This window comes from Curtobacterium poinsettiae (assembly GCF_025677645.1).
Classification (GTDB): Bacteria; Actinomycetota; Actinomycetes; order Actinomycetales; family Microbacteriaceae; genus Curtobacterium; species Curtobacterium poinsettiae_A.
In genome coordinates this window covers 2,199,952-2,224,000 of the sequence record NZ_CP106879.1, presented here as the reverse complement: position 1 = coordinate 2,224,000, position 24,049 = coordinate 2,199,952, and the positions used below count along the sequence as shown (strand labels likewise).

Annotated in this window: 27 protein-coding genes; 12 read left to right on the top strand and 15 right to left on the bottom strand. The window is 72.8% G+C overall.

The features are described from left to right. Positions 1-20: 20 nt before the first annotated feature. From OE229_RS10700 to OE229_RS10685, 4 genes are all read right to left on the bottom strand, one after another. Complete coding sequence (locus tag OE229_RS10700) at positions 21-1,571, bottom strand: GMC family oxidoreductase (protein ID WP_209134564.1); 1,551 nt, start codon at positions 1,569-1,571, stop codon at positions 21-23. After that, positions 1,568-2,956, bottom strand: coding sequence for an alpha/beta fold hydrolase (locus tag OE229_RS10695; protein ID WP_262137988.1), 1,389 nt, complete (start codon positions 2,954-2,956; stop codon positions 1,568-1,570). Before OE229_RS10695 ends, OE229_RS10700 begins: the two co-directional genes overlap by 4 nt. Before the next feature lie 79 nt (positions 2,957-3,035). Beyond that, positions 3,036-4,016 carry a hypothetical protein gene (locus OE229_RS10690; protein WP_262137985.1) on the bottom strand — a complete coding sequence of 327 codons (981 nt, stop codon included), beginning with the start codon at positions 4,014-4,016 and terminating at the stop codon, positions 3,036-3,038. 129 nt (positions 4,017-4,145) lie between these two features. Beyond that, the gene (locus OE229_RS10685; protein ID WP_262137983.1) at positions 4,146-4,397 is read right to left on the bottom strand and encodes a DUF4287 domain-containing protein; all 252 of its coding nucleotides are present in this window, start codon (positions 4,395-4,397) and stop codon (positions 4,146-4,148) included. A 154-nt stretch (positions 4,398-4,551) separates the two neighbouring features. On the opposite strand from OE229_RS10685, the gene OE229_RS10680 reads away from it, so the two are divergent. The 4 genes from OE229_RS10680 to OE229_RS10665 all read left to right on the top strand — a co-directional run bounded on the left by OE229_RS10680 (position 4,552) and on the right by OE229_RS10665 (position 8,026). Next, positions 4,552-5,667, top strand: coding sequence for an amino acid ABC transporter permease (locus OE229_RS10680; protein ID WP_182066979.1), 1,116 nt, complete (start codon positions 4,552-4,554; stop codon positions 5,665-5,667). After that, entirely contained in the window at positions 5,667-6,440 is a 774-nt protein-coding gene (locus OE229_RS10675; protein ID WP_209134568.1) for an amino acid ABC transporter ATP-binding protein, read from the top strand. Before OE229_RS10680 ends, OE229_RS10675 begins: the two co-directional genes overlap by 1 nt. A gap of 47 nt (positions 6,441-6,487) precedes the next feature. Continuing rightward, on the top strand, positions 6,488-7,504 hold the full coding sequence (locus OE229_RS10670; protein ID WP_262137982.1) for a transporter substrate-binding domain-containing protein: 1,017 nt from the start codon (positions 6,488-6,490) through the stop codon (positions 7,502-7,504). Positions 7,505-7,621: 117 nt separating this feature from the next. After that, positions 7,622-8,026, top strand: a complete 405-nt coding sequence (locus tag OE229_RS10665) for a VOC family protein (RefSeq protein WP_262137981.1) — start codon at positions 7,622-7,624, stop codon at positions 8,024-8,026. Positions 8,027-8,108: 82 nt separating this feature from the next. On the opposite strand, the gene OE229_RS10660 is transcribed toward OE229_RS10665, so the two are convergent. The 3 genes from OE229_RS10660 to OE229_RS10650 are packed head-to-tail and all read right to left on the bottom strand — an operon-like array spanning position 8,109 to position 11,895. Continuing rightward, positions 8,109-9,245, bottom strand: coding sequence for an LLM class flavin-dependent oxidoreductase (locus tag OE229_RS10660; protein WP_262137980.1), 1,137 nt, complete (start codon positions 9,243-9,245; stop codon positions 8,109-8,111). Next, positions 9,242-10,672, bottom strand: coding sequence for an LLM class flavin-dependent oxidoreductase (locus tag OE229_RS10655; RefSeq protein ID WP_262137979.1), 1,431 nt, complete (start codon positions 10,670-10,672; stop codon positions 9,242-9,244). Before OE229_RS10655 ends, OE229_RS10660 begins: the two co-directional genes overlap by 4 nt. Continuing rightward, complete coding sequence (locus OE229_RS10650) at positions 10,669-11,895, bottom strand: LLM class flavin-dependent oxidoreductase (RefSeq protein ID WP_262137978.1); 1,227 nt, start codon at positions 11,893-11,895, stop codon at positions 10,669-10,671. Before OE229_RS10650 ends, OE229_RS10655 begins: the two co-directional genes overlap by 4 nt. Before the next feature lie 201 nt (positions 11,896-12,096). On the opposite strand from OE229_RS10650, the gene OE229_RS10645 reads away from it, so the two are divergent. Then, the gene (locus OE229_RS10645; RefSeq protein ID WP_262137976.1) at positions 12,097-12,657 is read left to right on the top strand and encodes a histidine phosphatase family protein; all 561 of its coding nucleotides are present in this window, start codon (positions 12,097-12,099) and stop codon (positions 12,655-12,657) included. Between the two features lie 69 nt (positions 12,658-12,726). Here the strand turns inward: OE229_RS10645 and OE229_RS10640 are convergent, their stop codons facing one another. Together OE229_RS10640 and OE229_RS10635 are read right to left on the bottom strand one after the other, a co-directional pair. Continuing rightward, a complete protein-coding gene (locus OE229_RS10640) occupies positions 12,727-13,749 on the bottom strand; it encodes an SLAC1 family transporter (protein ID WP_262137975.1) in 1,023 nt (340 codons plus the stop codon). Positions 13,750-13,799: 50 nt separating this feature from the next. Then, complete coding sequence (locus OE229_RS10635; protein ID WP_262137974.1) at positions 13,800-14,630, bottom strand: DUF1684 domain-containing protein; 831 nt, start codon at positions 14,628-14,630, stop codon at positions 13,800-13,802. Positions 14,631-14,781: 151 nt separating this feature from the next. On the opposite strand from OE229_RS10635, the gene OE229_RS10630 reads away from it, so the two are divergent. Next, positions 14,782-16,008 (top strand): cobalamin-independent methionine synthase II family protein, encoded by a 1,227-nt coding sequence (locus tag OE229_RS10630; protein ID WP_262137973.1) that lies wholly within the window; start codon positions 14,782-14,784, stop codon positions 16,006-16,008. Positions 16,009-16,116: 108 nt separating this feature from the next. Here the strand turns inward: OE229_RS10630 and OE229_RS10625 are convergent, their stop codons facing one another. Beyond that, a complete protein-coding gene (locus OE229_RS10625) occupies positions 16,117-17,079 on the bottom strand; it encodes an SDR family NAD(P)-dependent oxidoreductase (RefSeq protein WP_182066011.1) in 963 nt (320 codons plus the stop codon). Between the two features lie 75 nt (positions 17,080-17,154). Here OE229_RS10625 and OE229_RS10620 point away from each other — a divergent pair, with 75 nt between their 5' ends. Further along, the gene (locus OE229_RS10620; RefSeq protein ID WP_262137971.1) at positions 17,155-17,415 is read left to right on the top strand and encodes a hypothetical protein; all 261 of its coding nucleotides are present in this window, start codon (positions 17,155-17,157) and stop codon (positions 17,413-17,415) included. A gap of 126 nt (positions 17,416-17,541) precedes the next feature. Continuing rightward, positions 17,542-18,387: a glycoside hydrolase family 16 protein gene (locus OE229_RS10615; protein ID WP_209134588.1), complete on the top strand. Its 846-nt coding sequence runs from the start codon at positions 17,542-17,544 to the stop codon at positions 18,385-18,387. 29 nt (positions 18,388-18,416) lie between these two features. On the opposite strand, the gene OE229_RS10610 is transcribed toward OE229_RS10615, so the two are convergent. Both OE229_RS10610 and OE229_RS10605 read right to left on the bottom strand, forming a co-directional pair. Continuing rightward, entirely contained in the window at positions 18,417-18,632 is a 216-nt protein-coding gene (locus OE229_RS10610) for a hypothetical protein (protein ID WP_139179681.1), read from the bottom strand. 23 nt (positions 18,633-18,655) lie between these two features. After that, positions 18,656-18,994 (bottom strand): DUF3140 domain-containing protein, encoded by a 339-nt coding sequence (locus OE229_RS10605; RefSeq protein ID WP_262137970.1) that lies wholly within the window; start codon positions 18,992-18,994, stop codon positions 18,656-18,658. 218 nt (positions 18,995-19,212) lie between these two features. Between OE229_RS10605 and OE229_RS10600 the strand changes: the two genes are divergently transcribed. From OE229_RS10600 to OE229_RS10590, 3 genes are all read left to right on the top strand, one after another. Next, positions 19,213-20,112: an SDR family oxidoreductase gene (locus OE229_RS10600; protein WP_262137969.1), complete on the top strand. Its 900-nt coding sequence runs from the start codon at positions 19,213-19,215 to the stop codon at positions 20,110-20,112. Positions 20,113-20,232: 120 nt separating this feature from the next. After that, on the top strand, positions 20,233-20,367 hold the full coding sequence (locus OE229_RS10595; RefSeq protein WP_259362844.1) for a hypothetical protein: 135 nt from the start codon (positions 20,233-20,235) through the stop codon (positions 20,365-20,367). A gap of 57 nt (positions 20,368-20,424) precedes the next feature. Next, positions 20,425-21,372 (top strand): methyltransferase family protein, encoded by a 948-nt coding sequence (locus tag OE229_RS10590; protein WP_262137968.1) that lies wholly within the window; start codon positions 20,425-20,427, stop codon positions 21,370-21,372. Positions 21,373-21,573: 201 nt separating this feature from the next. Here OE229_RS10590 and OE229_RS10585 read toward each other — a convergent pair whose 3' ends face one another. Next, positions 21,574-22,188, bottom strand: coding sequence for a DapH/DapD/GlmU-related protein (locus tag OE229_RS10585; protein ID WP_262137966.1), 615 nt, complete (start codon positions 22,186-22,188; stop codon positions 21,574-21,576). 117 nt (positions 22,189-22,305) lie between these two features. Continuing rightward, the gene (locus OE229_RS10580) at positions 22,306-23,262 is read right to left on the bottom strand and encodes an AraC family transcriptional regulator (protein ID WP_182066017.1); all 957 of its coding nucleotides are present in this window, start codon (positions 23,260-23,262) and stop codon (positions 22,306-22,308) included. A gap of 106 nt (positions 23,263-23,368) precedes the next feature. On the opposite strand from OE229_RS10580, the gene OE229_RS10575 reads away from it, so the two are divergent. After that, positions 23,369-23,695, top strand: a complete 327-nt coding sequence (locus OE229_RS10575) for a hypothetical protein (RefSeq protein WP_182066018.1) — start codon at positions 23,369-23,371, stop codon at positions 23,693-23,695. A gap of 18 nt (positions 23,696-23,713) precedes the next feature. Here OE229_RS10575 and OE229_RS10570 read toward each other — a convergent pair whose 3' ends face one another. Next, complete coding sequence (locus tag OE229_RS10570; RefSeq protein WP_182066019.1) at positions 23,714-24,028, bottom strand: hypothetical protein; 315 nt, start codon at positions 24,026-24,028, stop codon at positions 23,714-23,716. Positions 24,029-24,049: the final 21 nt, after the last annotated feature.

The window sequence follows — 24,049 nt, the reverse complement described above, 5'->3', positions numbered from 1 at the left end:
CAGCTGGTCGGAGTGCCTGCTCAGGCGGCCTGCAGGATGCGGTCGGCGGTGCGGAGCGAGAGCGCCATGATCGTCAGCGCCGGGTTCGCGATGACCGCGCTCGGGAACACCGAGTTGTCGGCGATCCACAGGTTCGGGACCTCCCACGAGCGGCCGTCCTGGTCGACGACGGAGGTCTCGCGGTCCGTGCCCATCCGCGCGGTGCCGATGGTGTGCGCCGTGCGTTCGAGCACCCGGACGTCCTGGCCGCCGGCAGCCTCGACGATGGTCGTCATCGTGCGCACCGCGTGGCGGCGGATCGCCTCCTCGTTCGAACCCGGGGTGAACGAGACCCGAGCACGCGGGACACCGTGCTCGTCGAGTTCGTCGGTCAGCTCGAGGCGGTTGTCGTCGTACGGCAGGCACTCGGCGTTGATGCCGACGCCGGCCGAGAACGGGTAGTCCTGCAGTGCCCGGACCAGCTCGGCACCGCGGAGTCCGCCGCCCCGGACCAGCGACGTCGCGAAGGTCTGCGGCTGCACGCCCAGGCTCTGGATGAGGTAGCCGCCCGCGAAGTCGGCGTCCGCCGGTCGGACGAAGTCCTCGGTGATGATCGACGACGGGTACCCGCGGTACGAGCGCATCGACTCGTCGAACCGCGCCCACACCTGGGTGGCTCCGTGCGCGGTGAAGTTCCGGCCGACCTGTCCGCTGCCGTTCGCGACACCGGTGTGCAGGAGCAGCCGCGGCGTCTCGACACCACCCGCGGCGAGGACGAGGCTCCGGCAGCGCTGGCGGTGCTCGCGCCCGTCGGCGGTGTACAGGACCGCCTCGACCCGTCCCGCCGCGTCGAGCTCGATGCCGTGCACGAAGGACTCCGGACGGATCTCGGCACCGAACGCCACCGCGGCGGGCAGGTAGGTCGTGTCCATCGACACCTTCGCGCCGTTCCGGCAGCCCTGGTGGCAGGACCCGCAGGACACGCATGCCTGGCGCAGCCCGTGGTGCTCCTGGTGCCGGTCCTCGGTGGTCAGGCCGACCGGGGCGTCCGTCGCGGTGATCCCGGCCGCCGCGGTGCCGCGCATCATCATGTCCGACGAGGCGTTCCGGGCCGGCGGGCGCATCCGGTAGCGGCGGGACGGGTCCCACGGGTAGTACTCGGGGCCGGCGACGCCGACGTCGTGCTCGACCTGCTCGATCCAGCCGGTGAGTTCGGCGTGGCTGATCGGCCAGTCCTGCCCCGCGCCGCTCTCGGTCCGCAGTCGCAGGTCGTGCTCGCTCGGCCGCGGGGTGAACGCGCCCCAGTGCAACGTCGACCCGCCGACGCCCGTGCCGCTGTTGTTCGGGCCGAAGGCCGTGGGGGCTCCACCGCCGCTCAGCCGCTCGTCCATCCAGTTGATGTCCCCGGGGGCGGCGACCTCGTCCGGCACGTGGTCGCCCGGCTCGGTGTTGCGGCCGGCTTCGAGCGCGACGACCGTCAGGCCACGGCGCGCCAGCGATGCGAGGAGCGGTGCTCCCCCGGCCCCGGTGCCGACCACCACCACGTCGACGACGTCGTCCGTGCCGTACGTGCGTTGTCCGTCGAGTCTCATCGTGCTGCTCCGGTCGTCGGTGCGGGGTCGATCGTGGCGGTGGGACGGGGGCCGTCGGGTGCCTCGGGCTCCCAGGCCTCGCGCTCGTCGGCAGCGAGGAGCTGGAAGCCCTGCTTGCGGACGCCGTCACCTCCGTTGGCGTAGCCGTCGAAGTCGATGGCGGCCATGGTGGCGGGGTGTGCGAGCCAGTGCTTCACGAGGTCGACGCTGGCGTCCTCGAACCAGGCGCGCAGCTGCTCGGCGTCGAGGGCACCGTCGGCGCGGTACCGCCCGGCCGCCACGGACTCGAGGGCCTGGTCGAGCACGCCGTCGCGGGCGGGTGCGGCGAGGACGTCGAGCGCGGCGCGGTAGGCCTCGGCGTCCACCGGCAGGCCGTCCGGCCGCCAGCCGTCGCCGAGCCCGGCGGCCAGCTGCGCGTCCACCCGCAGCGCCAGGTCGACCTGGTCGGGGCCGGGCTGCGGGACGACGATCCGCGCGACCGCACGGAGGGTGTCCAGCTGCGTCGGCGTGAAGGCGTGGGGTGCGGCGGCCGGGTCGTCGGGCAGGGACCGCTGGGCGAGCAGGCCTCGGGTGCGGGCACTGACCCGCGGCGAGGCGATCACGCGGGCGTGCTCCACGGGGACGGTCGGCGACCCCGTGACCCGGCGCTGCCAGAAGTCGCGGATGCGCTCGGCCACGGCCTCCGGCTGTTCCCAGGGCAGCAGGTGGGCGGCCCCGTCGACGACGTGGAGCTCGCTGTTCGGCCAGTGCGGCAGCGTCAGGCGGCGCTGGGCGTCGGCATCGAGGTCGCCGTCCTCGGCACCGGCGAGCACCAGGGCCGGCACCGGGTTCGGCGCGGCGTCCGACCAGTCCTCGCGGCTGCCGCGGGACAGCCAGTCCGTCCAGGCGGCGGGGTCGGTCCGCTCGACGTCCTGCACCGCCGCGATGTGGCGCGCGGGCGCCAGGGGTCCCGCGGTGTTGGCGCCGACGAACTCCTCGGCGTCCTGGACGCCGATCGGGCCACCGGCAGCCCACGACAGCATCGTCCGGCGGCGGTCGTCGTCCATCGGCTCGGGAGCGAGCGGGGACGCGGCGAGGAGCACCACGGCTCGCAGCCCGAACAGGCCGTTCGCGCCGGTGATCGTGCGGTCGGCCACCGCCGTGGCGACCTTGCCGCCCATCGAGTGCCCGAGGAGCATCCACTCCGTCGAGCCGCTCGCGCCGATCGCGCGCTCCACCAGGACGGCCATCTCCTCGACGGTGGTGCCGGACGACGCCGGGCTCCGGCCGAAGCCGGGCAGGTCGATGCCGATGAGGTCGAGGTCGCCGAGGAGTTCGGCGCGGAGCAGCGCGAACTCCTCGGAACTCGCGCCGAGGGCGTGGAGACAGAAGACCGTGGTCACCATGTATACCTACCCGTCGCGCGCGATCGCTCCCAGCCGGGCTGTACCCCGGCGGGTCGTGCGTGTCCCCCGATCGACGGCGTCACCGGGCGTACGCGTCGACGAACAACGCGCCCCGGAGCTCGCGCAGGGTGTCCGCCAGCCGGTCGACGGTCCGGCCGGAGACACCCGAGACCTGCAGGTCGTGCGGGCCGAGTGCCGGCAGCCGACCGGTGCGGATGCGGACGACCTCCCACCCCACGGCACGGACGGCTCGGTCCTTCCTCCGGTCGGTCTCCTGCCGTGGACCGACGTGCTCGAGCCCGTGCCGACCCGTGGAGTCGTACTCGATGGCGACGCGGAGTTCGGGCAGGATGATGTCCGGCCAGGCCTCGACGTGGTCGAAGAACGGGCGGTCGAGTCGGATCGCGGAGTGGTCGTACGTGAACGCGAACCGCTCGGACAGCATGCCCCGGAGTTCGGCTTCGACCGCCGAGGCCGTCGCCGGGGCGCAGACGCTCGTGAACGACTCACCCGACGGCAGCCGAGGGGTCTTCGGACAGATCGTGCGGGGAACGGACTGAGCGCTCCGCCGTGGCGCCCCACCGGCCGACCCGGCGACGGGCCGACGGGACCGGGAACGGCTCGACGCGACGGCTCCCGCCGGGACCCCGCGCACCGGAGCCGCCGGCAGGGTCTGTCGTCCCGCACTCCGGACGACCCGCTGCGGCACCGGCACGGCCTGCGGCCAGTCCGACGGCAGCACCGGCCACCGCTGCGGCTGGGCCTGCACCGCGCACTCGGGGCACCAGACGGAGCGGCGGCGCTCACGGCCCGGGCGGGACCGCTGTTCGGACGGGGTCGCCACGAAGACGTGCCCGACGTCGCACTCCCAGGTGAGCAGGACGTCGGCCGCCGGGGGGACCTGGGTCAGGACGACGCCGTGGTTCCAGTCGGGGTGGTACTGCCGGATGAGTACCGGGTACGGCGCCCAGTCGGCGCGGAACTGTCCGACGGCGTACGGCACCGCTTCGCCGCGCGACCACTGTCGGCGGCGCCACCACGCATCGACGGGTTCGGCCACGCCCCCACGCTAGGAACGACCACCGACACCCGCCGCACCACGCGGCCAGCAGCGCGACCGACGCCCGCCGAACCACAGGCGAGCGCCGCGACCGACGCCCGCCGAACCACAGGCGAGCGCCGCGTCCGCTCAGGAGGCGAGCGCCTGCTTCACGAAGGCGACCAGGGCGTTCGCGTGCCCGTGCCCGAGGCCGTGCTCGGCCTTGAGCCACCCGACGACCTCCATGTGCTGGTGGTCCTCGAGCCGGTCGGCGACCAGGTCGAGCCACTCCTGCACCGGGCGCCCGTACGTCGTCTCGATGCTCGGGAAGTACGACGCCGGACCCTTCACCTTGGTCCCGTCCGCCGGGGGTGCCGGGGCGGTCACACGATGCGCTGCCATGGCGCAACGGTAGCGCTCCGTCGGCCGTCACGGAACGTCACCGAGGACACCGTTCTGTGACGCCGCGTTGCGCCGCATGGCCGGGTGTTTCGTCGCGTGGCGGGGTGTTGCGCGAGGCGTTGTCGGCGGCGCCCGGCCCTCCTACGGTCGCGACATGACCGACACCACCAGAGCCCCGCAGTGGGAGGCGACCAGCGTCGACGACGCGGGCCGGACGGCCGGGGCGAGCCGCGCCTCCAGGCCGGGCACCGCGACCATCGACGCGGCCGGACACGCCGCACTCGACCGTTCCGTCGTACCGTTGCGGCACCCGCTGCGGTGGATCGCCGCTGCCCTCGTGCTCGTCGTGCTGCTGAACTTCGGCGAGACGCTGTTCACGAACGAGCAGTGGGGCTGGCCGGCCGTCGGCAAGTGGCTGTTCAGCCCGGCGGTCCTGACCGGCCTGCAGCTGACGCTCACCGCCACCGCGCTGAGCGCTGTGATCAGCTTCGCCGGCGGCGTGGTCGTCGCGATCGCACGGCTGTCGCGGAACCCGGTGCTGTCCGGGCTCGCGTGGGGTTACGTGTGGTTGTTCCGGTCGGTGCCGCTCATCCTGGTGCTCGTCTTCCTGTACAACCTCGGGTCGCTGTACCCGACCATCGGCATCGGGATCCCCTTCGGGCCGCAGTTCGAGGTGCCGACCGCGAACCTGCTCGGGGACCTGGCGATCGGGGTCATCGGATTGAGCCTCAGTGAGATCGCCTACGCATCGGAGATCGTCCGCGCCGGGGTGCTCGCCGTCGACCACGGCCAGCACGAGGCCGCGCAGGCACTCGGGCTCCCCCGTCGTCGGCAGTTCGTGCGGGTGATCATGCCGCAGGCCCTGCGGTCGATCGTGCCGGCGTTCGTGAACCAGGTCGTCGGACTGCTGAAGGCCTCGTCGCTGCTGTTCTACGTGTCGTTGCTCGACCTGTTCGGCGTGGTGCAGAACCTGTCGAGCACGTACCCGGGCGACATCATCCCGCTGCTCGTCGTCGCCACCATCTGGTACCTCGTGCTCACCAGCGCGGTCTCGATCGTGCAGTACCACGTGGAGCGATGGACGGCCCGCGGGTCGGTCCGTGCGCTGCCGCCGACACCGTGGCAGCGGGTGCGGAAGGTGCTGCGGGGCGGCGGCACCGGACGTGGTCCGGGACGGCCTGGAGGCGCGGGTCGCCGCACGCAGGCAGCCGCCGCCGAGCGCGCGGTCGCGTCCGGGCCTGCCTCCACCATCGACGACAGGAGCATCTGATGGGCGCCGCCATCGCGATCCACGGGGCCGTCAAGGCGTTCGGGGACAGCGTCGTCATCGACGGCATCGACCTGTCCCTGCCGTCCGGCAGCGTGACCGTCGTCCTCGGCCCTTCCGGTTCCGGCAAGTCCACGCTGCTCAGGGCGATCAACCACCTCGAACCGCTCGACCGCGGGGTCGTCACCGTCGGCGACGAGCCCATCGGCGTCCGCCTGCGCACCGGCCGCGACGGGGTCCCCCGCTGGAAGGAGCTGCCCGAGCGGCACATCCTGCGGCAGCGTGCCCGGATCGGGTTCGTGTTCCAGCACTTCAACCTGTTCCCGCACCTCACCGCGCTCGAGAACGTCGCCGAGGGGCCGATCGCCGCCGGGGTCCCCGTCGCCACGGCCCGAGCGCGGGCACGGACCCTGCTCGATCGGGTCGGACTCGGCGACCGCGGCTCCGCCCGCCCCCGGCAACTGTCCGGCGGGCAGCAGCAGCGTGTCGCGATCGCCCGGGCCCTGGCGCTCGAGCCGTCGGTGGTCCTGCTGGACGAGCCGACCTCGGCGCTCGACCCGGAACTCGTCGGCGAGGTGCTCGGGGTCATCCGCTCCCTCGCCGAGTCCGGCACGACGCTCGTGATCGTCACGCACGAGATCGCCTTCGCCCGCGAGGTCGCCGACCACGTCGTGTTCCTCGACCACGGGCGGGTCGTCGAGCAGGGGCCCCCGGCCCAGGTGCTGGACCACCCGCTGCACACCCGCACGCGCGACTTCCTGTCCCGCGTCCGCTGACCCCTGATCCCTGACCCCTGATCCCCGCACGCACCCCAAGGAGAACCATGTCCAGGACCACCCCGTCCCGCTGGCGCAACCGCGCCGGTTTCCTCGTCCTCGCAGCCGGCGTCGTCGTCGCCCTCGCCGGGTGCTCCGCGGGCGCTTCCGCCGACACGAGCGGCGCACCCGACGGATCCGTCACCATCGGCGCCGCCTCGAACGGGGCGGCCGAGGAGACGACCCTCGAGGTCACCGAGGACACGAAGCTGCACGACGCGCTCCCCGCCGCGGTCCGGAAGTCCGGCAGATTGACGATCGGCGTGGGCGCCCTGCCCGCCGGGTTCCCGCCGCTCGCCTTCACCGGTGACGACCAGAAGACGATCACCGGCTCGGAGCCCGACCTCGGACGGCTCGTCGCCGCGAAGCTCGGACTCCGCGCGGACGTGCAGAACGCCACGTGGGACAACCTGTTCGTCGGCATCGACAGCGGCAAGTACGACGCCGGCTTCTCGAACGTCACGGTGACCGAGGAGCGCAAGGAGAAGTACGACTTCGCCTCGTACCGGCAGGACAACCTGGCGTTCCAGGTGCCGGCGTCGAGCTCGCTGCGCTTCGACGGCGACCCGTCCGTGCTCGCAGGGAAGACCCTGTCCGTGAGCTCCGGCACGAACCAGGAGAACATCCTGCTCGAGTGGCAGAAGGAACTCCGGGCGAAGGGCGAGGACTTCACGATCAAGTACTACCCGGACGGCAACGCGATCAAGCTCGCGCTCGACTCGGGCAAGATCGACGCCTACTTCGGCCCGAACCCGACGATCGCCTACCAGAACACGCAGAGCAAGGGCACCGCGAAGCCGACGAAGACCGCGGGCACGTACTCCGGCGCCGGCTCGTCACTGCAGGGGCTCATCGCCGCGACGACGAAGCAGGGCAGCGGGATCGCGAAGCCCGTCGCGGCGGCGATCAACGAGCTCATCGAGGACGGCACCTACGCGAAGTGGCTCGCGGCCTACAACCTGTCGAACGAGGCCGTGGAGACGTCCGAGGTGAACCCCGAGGGTCTGCCGCTCGACAACAGCTGATCCGGCGCGCCCCGCTGCCTGCGCCCCCGCTGTCCGACGGCAGCCGGGGGCGTAGGCATGCGCAGGTCGGCCACGAGGGTGTTGACCTGACGAGCCACACGGAGCACCATCGGCGGCATGAGCCTCTTCATCAGCTGCCCCGTCGAGGACGTCGAGCGCGCGACCGCCTTCTACGCCGCACCGGGGTGGACCCGGAACGCGGCGATGTCCGGCCCGGACAACTCCTGCGTCGCGATCGCGCCGGAGCAGTACCTCATGCTCAGCTCCCGCACCGCGTACGCGAGCGTCGGCGGCACCGAGGACCTCATCGGTGGACCGGACACCCCGTCGAAGGTGACGGTGTCGTTCGATCTCCCGAGCCGTGCGGCCGTGGACGAACTCGTCGAACGCGCCCGCGCAGCGGGCGGGCGGATCGGCGACACCGACGAGTACCCGTTCATGTACCAGCGCCAGTTCGACGACCCGGACGGCTACCACTACTCGCCGTTCTGGATGCGCTCGGACACCGACGCGTCGGCCTGAACCGGCGCTCGCAGCGCGCAGACCACGTGACGGGAGGCGCGGTGCCGGCTGGCACCGCGCCTCCCGTCCGGAGCGGGCCGCGTCAGACCGCCGCCGGCTCCCGCAGGTCGGTGCGCGCCGCCCACTCCGCGGCGAGCAGCTCGTACGAACGCACCCGGGCGTCGTGATCGTGCGTGATCGTCGTCACCAGCAGCTCGTCCGCGCGGGTCGCCCGCTGCAGGACCCCGAGGCGGTCCGCGACGGCCGCAGCGTCGCCGACGAACCGCGTCGCGAGCCGATCGGCGACCGACGACGCCTCTGGTGCAGCGAGCGGTGCGGCACGTGCCGAGGACGGGGTCGGGTACTCGATCGCCCCGACGCCGGACCGGATCGAGTGCACCCACTGGGCGTACCCGAGCGACAACTCCGCGGCTTCGGCCTCCGTGCGCCCGACGACGACGTCCGCCGAGACGATGACGTGCGGTGCCCGGAGCACCCCGGGGCGGAACGCGTCGCGGTAGGCCCGCACCGACGCCAGGACCGTGCCCGGGGACGTGTGGTAGTTCGCCCCGTACGGCAGTCCGAGCGCGCCGGCGATCCGGGCACTCTCACCGCCGGTGGACCCGTGGACCCACAGCTCGACGGCGGCGCCCGCGGCCGGTGGGGCCTCGATCACCGCACCGTCCCGCGACCAGGTGCCGGCGAACAGGCCCCGGATCAGGTCGAGATCGTCCACGAACCGCTCGACGTCGCCCGGCACCCGGCCGAGCAGCTCCCCCTGCAGGGCGAACCTGCTCCCCGGCGCGATGCGGAACTCGAACGGCGCGGGGACGAGCAGACCGTCGACGACCTGGTCGGTCCTCGGCTCGAGCGACGGCGGTTTCGGGGTGCCGGGTGCTGGTGCTCCTGAGCGGCCGAGCCCGAGGTCGATGCGCGGCCCGTACAGCGCGGCGAGCGTGCCGAAGGTCTCGGCGACCTGCAGCCCGCGGGTGTTGCCGACCAGGGTCGCGGCGCTGCCGACCCGGATGGTCGAGGTGGCGGCGGCGACGGCCCCGATGACGATCGTCGGTGCGCTGCCGGCGACACCGGGGTTGAGGTGGTGCTCGGCGAGCCAGTAGCGGGCGTACCCGGCACGTTCCGCGGCGACAGCCAGGTCGACCGTGTTCGCCAGGGCTGCAGCGGGGGTCGACCCGCTGCTCACCGGCACGAGGTCGAGGACGGAGAGCGGGACGCGGCTCATGCGAGGACTCGCTGCCGGTCCAGGACCCGGCCCGGCAGGCCCAGCGTCTGCCGGAGCGTCGCGCCCTCGTCGTACGACTGCCGGTGGACCCCGCGCTCCTGCAGCAGCGGGACGACCCGGTCGACGAACTCGTCGAGCCCGTACGGGTTGGTGTGCGGCACGACGACGAACCCGTCGGTGGCGCGCTCCTGCACGTACCGGTCGATCTCGGCGGCGATGTGTGCAGGCGTGCCGACGAAGCCGCCGCGGGTCGAGACCCGGATGACCAGGTCACGGATCGACAGGTGTTCGGCCGCGGCGAGGTCGCGCCACGACTGCACCAGTGCGGGCACGTCGCGGGTGTGGCGGACGCGGCCACGGGTGATGTCGGCGCCCTCGAGGTCCGGCTCGACCGAGGGCAACGGCCCGTCGACGTCGTACGACGACAGGTCACGGTTCCACACCTGTTCGAGGAACGCGATCGCGGTCGCCGGGCTGACCTGGGCGCGGCGGATCGCCCGGGAACGCTCCTCGGCCTCGTCCGCCGTGTCGCCGAGCACGAAGGTCGCGCCGGGCAGGATCAGCAGCTCGTCCTTCGACCGTCCGACCCGCTCCAGGCGCTCGGTGACGTCGCCGTAGAAGCTCCGTGCGTCGTCGAACTCGGTGTGCAGGGAGAAGATCACCTCGGCGTGCCCGGCGGCGAGGTCCCGGCCCTCGTCGGAGTCACCGGCCTGCACGACCACCGGGTGCCGCTGGGGACTGCGCGGAACCGGGAACGTTCCGGACACGTCGAACTGCGGGCCGTGGTGGTCGACGTCGTGGATGCGGGAGCGGTCGGCGAAGACGCCGGCGGCCAGCGGCCCGGCGGCACCCGACCAAGCGGCACCCGACCCGGCGGCATCCGACCCGGCGGCGCCCGACCGGTTCGCCACGATCGCGTCCGACTCCCACGAGTCCCAGAGCTCGCGGGACAGCTCCACGAACTCGGCGGCCCGCGTGTACCGGTCGGCGTGGTCGAGGAACCCGCCACGGCGGAAGTTCGCGCCGTGGAACGCGTCCGAGCTCGTCACGACGTTCCAGCCGGCGCGGCCGTCGGTCAGGTGGTCGAGCGTGGCGAGCTGCTTCGCGAGCTCGACGGGCTCGTTGAAGGTCGTCTGCAGCGTGCCGACCAGCCCGATGTGGTCGGTGACGCCGGCCAGCGCCGCCAGGATCGCGAGCGTGTTCGGACGCCCGACGACGTCGAGCTCGTGGATGCGTCCCTTCTGCTCGCGCAACCGCAGCCCCTCGGCGAGGAACAGGAAGTCGAAGAACCCGCGCTCGGCGTTCCGGGCGAAGTGCTCGAACGACGAGAACGCGATCTGGCTCTCGGCGCGGTCGTCGCTCCAGACGGTGGTGTTGTTGACGCCCGGGAAGTGGGCGGCGAGGTGGACCTGACGCTTGGCGCTCATGCTGAGACCTCCGAGGAGACGGAACCGACACCGGCACCGGTGACGGCAGGACGCGCGTACCGGCTGACCGCCGGCGCGATGCCGAGCCGCGTGCGCAGGTCGGCGGTGGGACGGGACGCCACGTCGGCGCGGAGCCCCGCGGTGACGAGCGCCGGGACGAGCTGGCGCGCGATGGCGGTGCTGTCGACCGGGATGCGCAGCGGACGGAGCCGGACGCCGGCGTACCCGAGGGCCCGCAGGTCCACGATCCGTGTCACCAGGTCCGGCACCGTCGTGGCGAGGACGGACGTGTCCGACCCGGAGCCGACGGCGTACGGAGCGCCCGCGGCCGCGTCGAGCGCCGCGAGCTCGTCGGCGGCGGCTGCTGGCGACGACCCGATGAGCACCGCGAGGTCCGCGAGGACCGGACGACGGAGGTCGGCGCCGGCCGCCTGCTCGGCGTCACGGACGAGTGCCAGCGCGCCCCGATCCTCCAGGCCGTCGAAGCCGGGCGTGACCAGCACGACGTCCGCGGCGTCCACGGCGAACGCGGCCGCGTCGGCGCGGTGCGCCAGCGCGAAGACCGGCGGCCGCCCCTGCGGCGACCGCGGCACGATCGACGCGCCGTGCACCGAGACGAACGAACCGGAGAACGCCGCTTCGTGGATGCGGTCGCGGTCGATGAAGCGGCCGGTCGTGACATCGCGGATGATCGCGTCGTCGTCCCAGCTGTCCCACAGGCGGGAGACGACCTCGGCGGCCTCGCGGGCCTCTTCGAACAGCGTGGCTGCGTCGTCGCCGCCGGGACGGCGGCCGAACAGCGCGGCCTCGCGGGTCGTCGGACTCACCTGGATCCGCCACCCGGCCCGCCCCGACGAGACGTGGTCGAGCGTCTGGAGGCCCGTGGCGACGTGGAACGGTTCGGTGTGCGTCACCGAGACGGTCGGCACCAGACCGATCGCTCGCGTCGCGGGCGCGACCGCGTTCGCGACGAGGAGGGCGTCGAGACGGCCGACGACGGTGGTCGTGTCGAGGTCGTCGTCGGGGTCGGTGGGGCCGGCGGTGAAGGAGTCCTCGAGGGTGACGGCGTCGATGCCGAGCCGGTCCTGCTCGACGACGACGTCCCGCCAGTGCCGGAGGCTCGTGAGGCGCTGCGCTGCCGGGCCGGCGGCGCGCCAGGCGGCGGGGTGCCAGCCGGCGCCCTGGAGCGCGGTGACGAGGGTGATGCGGTCGGGCACGGTCATGGGGCGACGCTAGGACGGTCGGGCCGGGCGGCGAAGCGGTGTTGCGGAACGTGACCGACGGTGTCGCCGTGTGACGCGCGTCGCGTCGCTCGGTGCGAGGTTGTCTACTCGGTGCGGCGCAACAGGGCGGCACGGAGTGCGCAACCTCGCACCAGCCGGGGCCGGGGCGGGGCGCGCCTCGCACCGTGCGAGGATCGCCGGATGGTCTCGTCGTTCCTGACCCACGCTGAAGTGGTGGTCGACCCCGCGGTCCCGATCGAGTCGTGGGGGCTGTCACCCGAGGGCCGCGTCCGGGCCGCCGCTGCCCACCGGCTCGCGTGGACAGCGGGCTCCCGGCGGATCGTCTCGAGCACCGAGCGCAAGGCCGTCGAGACCGCCGACCTGCTCGCCAGCGCCGTCGGGCTGTCGGTCGAGCGCGACCCCCTGCTGGGCGAGATCGACCGGAGCGCGACCGGCTACCTGCCGCCGTCCGAGTTCGAGGCCGTCGTCGACGCGTTCTTCACCGCACCCGAGCAGTCGGTCCGCGGCTGGGAGCGGGCCGTCGACGCCCAGGAGCGCATCGTCGCGGCCGTCCGTCGGCACTGCGCCACCGGCGACGTCACGATCGTGTCGCACGGTGCGGTCGGCGCGCTGCTCCTGGCCCACCTGCGCGGCGTCCCGATCACGCGCGCCCTCGACCAGCCCGGCATGGGCAGCGTCTTCCGCTTGGATGCGCCCGCCTGGCGGGCGACCAGCGGCTGGCGACGCGTCCCCGCGACCTGACGGGAGGCGCGGGGCGGAGCCGCCACGGGCCTCCCGTCCGCCGACTGCGCGGCCCGACCACCCCGCTCGTCAGCCCACGCGCGTCGCGCCCGTCACGGGGCCGGGGGCGGCGTCCTCGTCGTCGGCGTCGTGCAGGGTCCGCTCGGCCTGCCCGAGCAGGTGGTGCACGGCGAGGCCGATCGAGCGGGCACCGACGACCGCGACGAGCACGCTCAGCAGCGCGAGCAACGCGGCGGTGGGGATCCAGGCGGACGGCAGCGCGAGTGCCCGGAACCACTCCACTGCGGCGGTGGCGACCGCGGCCGCCGGGAACACGAACGACCAGAACCCGAGTGAGAACGCCAGGCGGACGTACCGCGGCAGCAGGGCCAGCTGCACGAGGACCATCAGGACCCCGAGCCCAGCGATGGCCTGCACCGGCAGGGTGACCGCTCCGTCCGTGAGCGCGAACACCGACAGGGTGGCGACCGCCGGCGGCGCGACCAGGATCGCCATCGTCGGCACGAGCGGCCCCGGCAGCGCCGGCCGGAACGCCAGCCGGATGAGCAGCAGGCCGGTCATGACGCCCCAGAAGAACACGCCGACGCCGAGGGCCGGCCAGGAGAGCCAGCCGACGCCGACCTCGTGCGTGGCGACCGAGGCGACCAGGGCCGCGGCGACCGTCGGCAGCAGGTAGCCGCCGTGCACGGACTCCAGGGCGAGCCGGCCCTCGAACCAGGTGCTCAGCAGCCAGGCGGCGAACCCGGCCGCGGTGGCCACGGCGGCGAGCACGACGACCTGACCCGCGACGGGGACGAACCGCGCCAGGTCGACCCCGAGCAGCATCGCGGTCGCGGGCACGAGCGCGGCGATCGGCCCCTGCGACGGGTGCCGGAGCTGGTCGACCAGCCGCTCCCGGACACGTGCGCCACGGACGGCGTGCGCACCGAGCAGCCACACCCACGCGACGGCGGCGATGGCCCAGAACACCTGCGGTACGACGGTGGGCAGGTGCAGCACGGGGGCGGCGTACGACCACGTCTCGGCGAAGCCGGCGAGGCCGAACGGGACGGCGAGGGTGTTGAGCGGGATGCGGGAGGTGGTGCGTTGCATGGCTCCCCCATTGTCGTGGACGAGTCGGCGGCGGCGGTGCGCGCCGGCGGTCAGGCCGCGGGGAGTTGCTCGCCCGCCTCGATCGCCACGTCGAGCCGGTTCTCGGCGGGCGGCAGCGGGCAGGTCGCGTGCGGGGTGTACGCGCACGGCAGGTTCGTCGCCCGGTTGAAGTCGATGCGGGTGGCACCCTCGGCATCCGGTGCGGCGATGTCGAGGCTCCGGTTCGCCGCGGACGTCGTGACCCCGCTCGTGCGGTCGGTGAACAGCACGTGCAGGCCGCCGGCGTGCCCGTTGAACGCCAGGAGCGACCGCGGCCCGTCGAGGTCGAACGTCAGGACGCCGGGGGCCTCGTACACGTGCAGCAGGCCGTCGACGACGCTGCCGACCGTGACCTCGCGCGGGGTGTCGAACGGCTCGAAGTGTGCGTCCACGACGAAGCGTCCAGCGGGGGTGTACGCCGGGGTGCCGTGGTAGCCGACGCGGGTCGGGTTCGACGGGTGCCGCGGGCGCAGCAGGTCGCTGCCGCCGCGCCGGGCGACCTCGATCACCACGGTCTCGTCGCCGTCGTGCCACACCACCTCGGTGCTCGAGCGCTCCGGCAGCGGGCCGAACCGGTACCTCCCGGTGACCGCCTGTCCGTCGACCTCGATCGTCTCGCCGTCGGCCAGTGCGACCTCCGGGCCGTCCTCGTCCGTCGACCAGCTGCCCGGGGCGTCGTCGAACCGTTCCGGCGTGGCGGTGAGCCAGCGGATGCTCGTGATCGCGAGGAAGCCGTGCTCGCTGGCGCGGGCCTGCTCGTGGACGTCATGCCACCTGGTCCACGCTTCGGCGAAGGTCGGTGCTGCCGGGGTGGTGGCGCTCGTCGTGGTCGTCGTGCTCATGGGTCGACCGTACGACGGGTCGCCGGGTGCCGCGACGCGGAACGTAACGGGCCCGTTCCCTCGTGGCAGAGTGGCACTGCAGCGCACCGCGAAGCCTCGCGCGCGGCCCCCGACTCCCGACAGTCCGCACCCATCGAGAGGAAGGCAGCGCATGCCCTTCGAGAACACCGACCGCATCCAGGCCACCACGGCCGGATCGCTCCCGCGCACCCCCGAGCTCATCGCTGCGAACGCCGCTCGGCCCGTCGCCGCCGACGGCTTCACGCTCGAGACCACCGACGAGGTCCGCGCCCTGACGAGCGCAGCCGTCGACGACGTCGTCGCACGGCAGACCGCGCTCGGCATCACGCAGCCCGGCGACGGCGAGTTCGGCAAGGCGATGTCGAACAGCGTCGACTACGGCGCCTGGTGGGGCTACTCGTTCCAGCGCGTCAGCGGCCTGAGCCTGACCGACGAGAACATCTTCTCGCAGCAGCCGGTCCGCTCCACCCCGGGGAACATCCGGCTCACGAGCTTCCCGGACCGCCGCGACTGGACGATCTTCCACGACGCCTACACCGACCCCGAGTCGGGCATCGGCACCGGCAAGAACGCCACCGCGTTCCCGACCACGACCGGCCCGATCACCTACACCGGCCACGAGGCCGCGGCCACCGACGCCGCGAACCTCAAGCACGCGGTCGACGCCGCCGGCGCCGACAACGGCTTCATCACGGCGCTCTCCCCCGGTTCCGCCGCTCGCATCGCGAACGAGTACTACGCGACCGAGGAAGAGCACATCTGGGCGTGGGCGGATGCCCTGCGCGAGGAGTACACGACGATCCTCGACGCAGGCCTCGTGCTGCAGGTCGACGACCCCTCGATCGCCGAGAACTGGGACCAGATCAACCCCGAGCCGAGCATCGAGGACTACCGCGCCTTCACCCGCATCCGTGTCGAGGCGCTCAACCACGCGCTGCGGGGCCTCGACACCAGCCGCGTGCGCTTCCACCTGTGCTGGGGTTCCTGGCACGGCCCGCACACCACCGACATCGAGCTCCGCCACATCGTCGACCTGATGCTCGAGATCGACGCGGGCGCGTACTCGTTCGAAGCCGCCAACGCCCGCCACGAGCACGAGTGGACCGTCTGGCAGGACGTCATCCTGCCCGAGGGCAAGGTCATCGTCCCCGGCGTCGTCGGCCACGCCACGAACGTCGTCGAGCACCCCGACCTCGTCGCGCAGCGCATCGAGCGGTTCGCCTCGGTGGTCGGGCGTGAGCGCGTCATCGCCGGTACCGACTGCGGCCTCGGCGGCCGCGTGCACCCGCAGATCGCCGCGGCGAAGCTGGAATCCCTCGGTGAGGGTGCCCGGCGCGCGAGCGCGAAGCTCTTCTAGCCGCCCGTTCCTTCCCAGAACGGCTGCGGTACCTGGCGGGATCGGGCGTACCTGCCGTGAACAACACGGCAGGTACGCCCGGTTCGGGAAGGTACGCCCGGATCCCGTCTACCGACGCGAGCGACCGAGCACGACCGCCGCGCCCGCAGCCGCGACGCCGAGCCAGACGAGGGGGCGCGTGACGCGCCGTCGCTTCGCGACCCAGCCGCCGTTCGTCGCGTTCGCGGCGTCGGCGGGGGCGTAGAGGTTGCCGTCGGTCGGGGTGCCCTTGCCACGGAGCGCGAACGTCTCCACCATCGGCTTCGTGATCTTGTGGAACAGGCCCGGGAACACGTACTGCAGCGGCACGAGCGAGGCCTGGATGCGGCCGACGAACCGGTAGCGCTTGGGGTGCGAGGCGGCGTGCACGACGGCGCGGCCGGCTCGCTCGACCGAGACGGTGGGCGGCAGCGGGTGCGAGGTCTTGCCGGTGTAGTTGGCACCGTTCTGGTAGATCGGGGTGTCGATGGTGGACGGCAGCAGTGCGGTGAACCGGATGCCGGTGCCCGCGAACTCGTCACCGAGCACGTCGACCAGGCCGAGCGCAGCGTGCTTGCTCGTCACGTACGCCGACTGGTACGGCGCCGACAGCAGCGACTGGATCGAGCCGACGAGCACGTAGGTGCCCTTGCCGCGCTGCTTCCAGTGCGGCAGCAGGTGCGTGATGGCGTTGAGGTGCCCGTACAGGTTCGTGTCGACGACGCGCTTGAACGCCTCGGTCGGGGTCTGCTCGAACAGGCCGTAGACGAACAGCGCCGCGTTGCCGACGAAGACGTCGATGCGGCCGAAACGGGTCGTCACGGTGCCGATGAGGTCCTTGACCTGGTGCTCGTCGGCGACGTCCGTCGGGATCGCGATCGCTTCGGCGCCGAGCTTCCGGCACTCGGCGGCTGCGGCCTCGAGCGAGTCGTGCCCGCGTGCGGCGAGCACGAGCGTCGCGCCCTGCCGGGCGAACTCGTGTGCGGCGGCCCTCCCGATGCCGCTCGATGCTCCGGTGATGACGACGATCTTCCCGCGGTACCGATGTCCCATGTGTCCTTGGTACGCGCCGTCGGTCCGATCCCGCACAGCCGCGCCGTACCCCTGCCCGCGGTGCGAAGATGGAGCATGCGCAAGGACGACCTGACCGTCGACGAAGCCGCGGTCATCGCCGAGCACGCCCGCTCCGGCGCCCTCGACGTCGACGACCCCGAAGTGCGGAAGGTCGTCGAGCAGGCGAACCGGGTGCTGGTGCGTGCGCAGATGTGGGGCGAGGAGCGGAGCCCGAAGCTGCGACGGCGCCGTCGGTTCATCGCGGTCGGGGCACTCGTGATGGTGCTCGTCTGGGTCGCGGGACTCCTCGTACCGCTGGCGATGCGCTTCGGCTGACGAACGCGGCAGCCCCCGAATGGCCCGTGCGCCATGCGGACGAACGGCGGTCGGACCCTGGTGGGACCCACACGGATGCGGCATGATCCGACGACCACACCACCATCGCGCTGCAGGGAGCACGACTTGGACCAGCACATCGATCGACGGCGCTTCATGGCGCTCGGTCTCGCGGGGGCCGCCGCCACCGCCCTCGGCACGACGACGATCGGCGACGCCACGGCCGCCGAGGCTGCGACTGCCGCGACGGGGCCGGTGCTGCTCGCCGCCGACGAGTTCGACGGCCCGGCCGGCAGCGCGCCGAACCCGGGGATCTGGCGGTACGACCTGGGTGCGGGCGGCTGGGGCAACGCCGAGCTGCAGACGTACACGGACTCGCGGCGGAACGCGGCGCTCGACGGTGCTGGCAACCTCGTGATCACCGCACGCCGTGAGGCCGACGGCTCGTACTCGTCGGCCCGGCTGAAGTCCGAGAGCACCTACACGGCGCAGTACGGCCGGATCGAGGCACGGATCAGGATCCCCCGCGGCCAGGGCATCTGGCCGGCGTTCTGGATGCTCGGCGCGGACATCGGGCAGGTCGGGTGGCCCGCTTGCGGGGAGATCGACGTCATGGAGAACGTCGGCTACGAGCCGGGGATCGTGCACGGCACGGTCCACGGGCCGGGGTACTCCGGTGCCCAGGGCATCTCGGCGGCGTACCAGCACCCGACCGGAGCGGCGTTCGCCGACGACTTCCACGTGTACGGGGTCGACTGGCGCCCCGGCTCGATCACCTGGACGGTCGACGGCGTCGCGTACCGGACGGTCACCCGGGCCGACGTCGGCACGGCCCCGTGGGTGTTCGACAAGCCGTTCTTCGTGATCCTCAACGTCGCGGTCGGCGGGAACTGGCCGGGGTCGCCGGATGCCTCGACAGGGTTCCCGCAGCAGATGACCGTCGACTGGCTCCGGGTCCACCAGAACGCGTAGCCGGGCGCTCCCGGACCGTTGCCGCCGGGTCAGGGGCGGCGGTTCGCCCGGGCGACGAGCCACAGGTAGGTGCTGTGCCCGACCAGGGCGAGTCCGAAGAACACCGCGGCGACCGCGTAGACCCGGTCGAGCTTGCCCTGCCCGATCACGAGCATCACGACGCAGAACACGACCGCGATCGCGAGGACACCGACCTGCACGGTCGACCAGATCCGTCGGAAGCGCGGCATGCCCGTCTCGTTCACGCCGTCCATTCTGCCCGATGCCGTCAGTGCTTCTCCGGGTCGTGCCCCCAGTTCATCAGCGAGTACCGCCACGGGGTGTCGTGCACGTCGCCGGCGGGCCGCTGTTCCGAGTGCCGGGCGACGTAGCCGACGACCTTGCGCATGTGTGCCAGGTCGTCGTCGGTGCGGTCGGCCTTGTGCTTCTCGAGGATGCGGATGATGTGCCGCCCGCTCTCGTGCCCGGTGGATTCGCCGCCGCCCGAGGGCTTCTGCCCGACGGACTTCGACTCGTCGGTGTCGAGCCACTTCCGCAGTTCGGTGGCGGTCATGTTCACCGCGTGGTCGAAGTCGGCCCGGGTCTGCTCGTCGTCGTGCTCGCTCATGTGGACGAGCAAACGCGGCGGCCCTGGACAGGAGCGCAATGCGCTGGACGGATGTCGTCCCCCGGTCGTCCAGCCCGGGAGCGTTTCCTGATCAGGCGGTCCAGCGGCCCGTCCGCGGGCGGTCCGCGGGGCGGTCCGCGGGTCCCGCAGCACGCTGCGCGACCACCCCGACCACGACCGCACCCGCATCCGCATCCGCATCCGCACAGGAGGACCCCATGCCCACCGGCCAGTACGAACACGGCGACCCCCGCACCCGGTACCCCGACGTCGAGCCGCAGCCGCAGACCCAGGACGAGCCGGGCCTCCAGTCACGGATGGACCCGGTACCCGACCTGGGTGAGTCGAGCTACCGCGGGACGGGGCGGCTCGCCGGTCGGAAGGCCCTGATCACCGGGGCCGACTCCGGCATCGGCGGCGCCGTCGCCATCGCGTTCGCTCGCGAGGGCGCGGACGTCGCGCTCGCCTACCTGCCCGAGGAGCAGTCCGACGCGGACCACGTGATCGAGCAGATCCGGGCGGCGGGCCGCACGGCCGTCGCGATCCCCGGGGACCTGCGGGACCGCGCGTACGCCCGCGAACTCGTCGACCAGGCGGTCGCCGGCCTCGGCGGCATCGACGCGCTCGTCAGTGTGGCCGGCAAGCAGCGCTGGCAGCCCGACGTGCTCGACATCACCGACGAACAGTTCGAAGCGACCTTCGACGTCAACGTCTTCGGGTTGTTCCGGCTCGTGAAGGCCGCGCTGCCGCACCTGGCACCGGGTTCGACCATCACCACGACCGCATCGATGGAGGCGTACCAGCCGGCACCGGACCGGCTCGACTACGCGGCTTCGAAGGGCGCGGTCAACAACCTGTCCAAGGGACTGGCGCAGCTGCTCGTCGAGCGTGGTGTCCGCGTGAACGTCGTCGCACCGGGGCCCACCTGGACCGTCCTGCAGCCGAGCGGCGGTGTCGATCCGTCGACCCTGCCGGAGTTCGGCAGCAGCGAGTCGCCGATGGGCCGCGCGGCGCAGCCGGCCGAGCTCGCGCCGGCCTACGTGTTCCTCGCCTCGCAGGAGTCCAGCTACGTCGCGGGCGAGACCCTCAACGTGAACGGCGGCATGGTCACCCCCTGATCGTGCCACCGCGTGCGGGACGTCCCGCACCACACCGCGGAGACCCCGTCGCGGGACCGGGTGGGAATGGAACGGCCCCACCCGGTGTCGAACTCACCACCGACCACGAAGGAACCCATCATGAGCCTCGACCTCCACGAGAGCACCGGCGCCGACGAGCGCGCCTGCCTGCCGAAGCCCGTCCTGCCCAGCCTGCACGACGAGCGCACCCCGTCCTTCGGTCGCTGGCTCGGCCAGATCAACCACACCGGCTGACCCACCCGCAGCGACGGCACGCACGGCCCCGGTGCCGCGCACTGCTACCGTGCACCCATGTCCTGGGGCCGGCGGTACTTCGCGCTGCAAGCCGTCGGCGGAGCGACCTGGTGGACCGCCGTCGCGACGCTGCCGTGGATCCGCACCACGACGCTCGGCTCGCTCGACCCGGTGCTCGTCGCCGCGTTCGACGTCCCGCTGTTCGTCGTCGCGTCGGCGCTCGCCGCCTCGGGTGTCCGGGCCGCCGCGGTGGTCACGACGGTGTGGACCGCCCTGGTGCTCGTCGCCCTGAGCGTCTGGGCCACCATGACCGGCGAGGCCGGCTGGGGCGTGCTCGTCATGCTGGCCGCCACGATCGGCTCGGCCCTCGCCCTCGCCCTGGTGCGGCTCGGACGGATCCCGTCGGAGTGGGTGACGACCGGTCCGCTGCGGATCCGAACGGCTGACGCCAGTGCCCCGCGTTCCCGGCACGTCATCGCGACCGTGCTGCAGATCGTCGTCTTCTGGGGCCTGTTCCTCGGGGTGTTCCCCCTGGTCATCGCGTTCGCCGAGCACCGCTGGGGCCTGCACCCGCAGCTGCCGACACCCTTCGTCACCACCCTCACCGTCGTCGGTGTGGTCGTGCTCCTGCTGGCGAGCGCGCTCGGCATCGCGTCGGCGGCGGCGATGTCGACGAAGGGCGAGGGCACGCCGCTGCCCTCGGCCACCGCGAACCGTCTGGTGGTCGCCGGGCCGTACCGGTCGGTGCGGAACCCGATGGCACTGGCCGGCATCACCCAGGGCGTCGCCGTCGGCCTGCTGCTGTCGTCGTGGCTGGTCGTCGTCTACGCGGTCGCCGGTTCGGTGGTCTGGAACTGCATCGTCCGCCCGCTCGAGGAGTCCGACCTGGAAGAACGGTTCGGCGACGACTTCCGTCGCTACGCCGAGCAGGTCCGGTGCTGGGTGCCGCGGTGGCCGGTGCCGGCGCACGTGGGTCCGGTGCCGCTCAGCTCGTCGCGCCGCTGATCTCACGACCCACGACACCCCGTGGCGATCGGTCAGCATGCCGAACGGACATGACGGTCTGCCTCGTCCTGCGCGGGCGCCGTCGCCCGCGTCGTGATCATGCTGGCAGGGTGCGCGTCCCCGCGGACGGGGCAGGCGCACGGGTGCTGGGCCGCGCCGGACGGGAGGCGCGTGGCGGCGCCGCCACGCGCCTCCAGGCCGTCACGCGGCGGGGTCCACCACCGGCGGTCGCGCGGACGGGGCGAGCTCGCGGATGCGCTTGGCGGGGACGCCGGCGTACACGCCGTGCGCCGCCAAGCGGCCGGAGACCACGGCGCCGGCGGCGACCACGACGTCGTGCTCGATGTGGGCGCCGGGCAGGATCGTGGCGCGGCCGCCGATCCAGACGTGCTGCTCGACGACCACCGGGCGGCCGGTCGCGACGTCGCTCCACCGGCCCTCGGCGTCGATCTCGTGGTGGCTCGTCATGATGAGCACCTGCATCCCGATCGCGGTGTTCGCTCCGATGGTCACGGGGGCGACGGCCTCGACGGTGACGTTCCGGTTGCAGAAGACACCCCGGCCGATGGTGAGGTGCTTCGGGTCGCCCGTCAGCGAGAACCCGGTGCCCACACCGGACTCGGCGCGTGCACCGGCGGCACGGAGCAGCAGCCGCCGGACGATCCGGGGCAGCAGCGGAGATCCGAGCAGTGCGGTGAAGACGAAGTGCTCACGGGCGTGGGAGGCGTCCTCGACGAGCCGACGGCCGAACGTCGACGGATCGGTCGACGGCGGGACGGCCGCGGTCGGGACGGGTGGTGCTGCTGAGCCGGCCATGGGGTCTCCGATCGTCGTGGCTGCGTGTCCGTGCAGCGCAACCGTAGGGCGACGAACGTCGGCGATCGGCCGGACGGGAGGGCGGTTGCGGGATTCTTGCGGGGGCGCGCGACGTGCCTACGCCCGCCCGCCGTCGCGTGCGGCGGACAACGTCTGCCTGGGCAGCTCGCCGAACTCCTCGCGGTAGCTCCCCGCGAACCGCCCGAGGTGGGCGAACCCGCTCGCCCGGGCGATCTCGGCGACGCTCCGGCCATCGTCCGACTCGAGCTGTTCGCGGGCGAGCAGCAGCCGGATGCGGCGCAGGTACATGGTCGGGGTGATGCCGTGGTGCCGCTGGAACGCCGCCTGCACGCCGCGCACGCTCAGGCCGGCGGCCTCGGCGACGTCGTCGACGGTGATCGGCTCGGTGGCGTGCTCGAGCAGGAAGGTCTCGGCACGGGCGAAGCGGGCGGTGGAGGCCATCGCCGGCTCGTGCTGCCCGACGGGCCAGTGCGGGATCGCGGTGAGCAGACCGCCGGCGGCGAAGCGGGCGAGCTCCCGCTCGCGTTCGACCGGGACGGCGTCCGGTCCGGCCAGCACCTCTTGCGCGACGGACCGCACCATGAGCCACCAGGCAGCGAGCGGGGCGCCCTCGGGGACGTGCCGCGGACGGAACTCGATGGGACCAGGTGCCCAGTCGCCGCGCTCGGCTGCGACCTCTTCGACGATCGAGCGGTCGATCCGCAGGACGTCCTTGTTGCACGCGATCCAGCGGAAGCGCTGGGGCCCCTGACGGAAGAGCGTCGGGCGACCGATCTTCACGGTGTTCTCGTCGAGCTGGGCGACCCCGGACTTCATCCAGAAGATGGTCATCGCGTCGCCCGGCTCGATCGCGCCGCTCAGGACCCCGGTGCAGCGGGTCGACTCGAGCGACAGCAGGTCGGTACCGCGCACCCGCTCCTCGAACACGAACTCGGCGTCCGTCGGCTCGACCGACAGCCCGTGGGTGATGTGCGTCCGAGCCATCGCCTCGGCCGCGACCGACGGCTCGGCGGTCTGGATCTCCCGCAGCATGCGGTGCATCGTCTCGGGCACGTGACGATCCTGACGACAAGTCGTCGTCGGCGCAACGAGCGGCGCGCCGTGTTCCTGTGCGACGGCCAGCCGACGACCTGTTGGCTGTGCTGATGGAGGCCCGGACATGAAGTACATCCAGTACGACCGCTCGACGATCCTGACGAGCGACGACGTGGCCGACGCCGTGATCGAGTACGCCGCAGCGCTGGCCGGCGGGAGCCGCGCGGACACCGTGGCGATCCCCGCCGTCGCCTCCGACGGCACGATGACGACCACCAAGGTGCTCATCGGCCCGTCGAGCCAACTCGTGGTCGAGGACGCCGACGAGGACGAGCTCGAGCGCGAGGACGCGGTGTTCGTGGCACGGCTGCGCGCCGCCGCCCTGACGTTCGAGCACGACGACGTCATCCATGCCGACCGACGGCCGGACCTCGACCCTCCGGGAGCCTGAAGCGCTGCGGTGGCGCCGTCAGCACCCCAGATGCGGCGGTTCCGCACTCGTGTCCACTGCGAGGACCGCCTCGGTGCGCCGTGCGAGCTCCAGCAGGAACGCTCCGCCTTCGGGTTCGAGGTCGTCGTCCGGCGCCGGTTCGAGTGCGACCGGGAGCGCCGGTGCGAGCAGGACCTCGACGGTGCTCGCCACCCCGAACGTGTCGGCCGTCGGGATCGACACGACGTCGCTCAACCGGCTCTGGTGCAGCGCGGCCGCGTACCGGATCACAGCGTCGGCGATCGAGTCGCTCGTCAGGACACGGACCGTGCCCGCGTAGTTCACGTACTTCACACTTGCTCCCTGGTGAAGAGG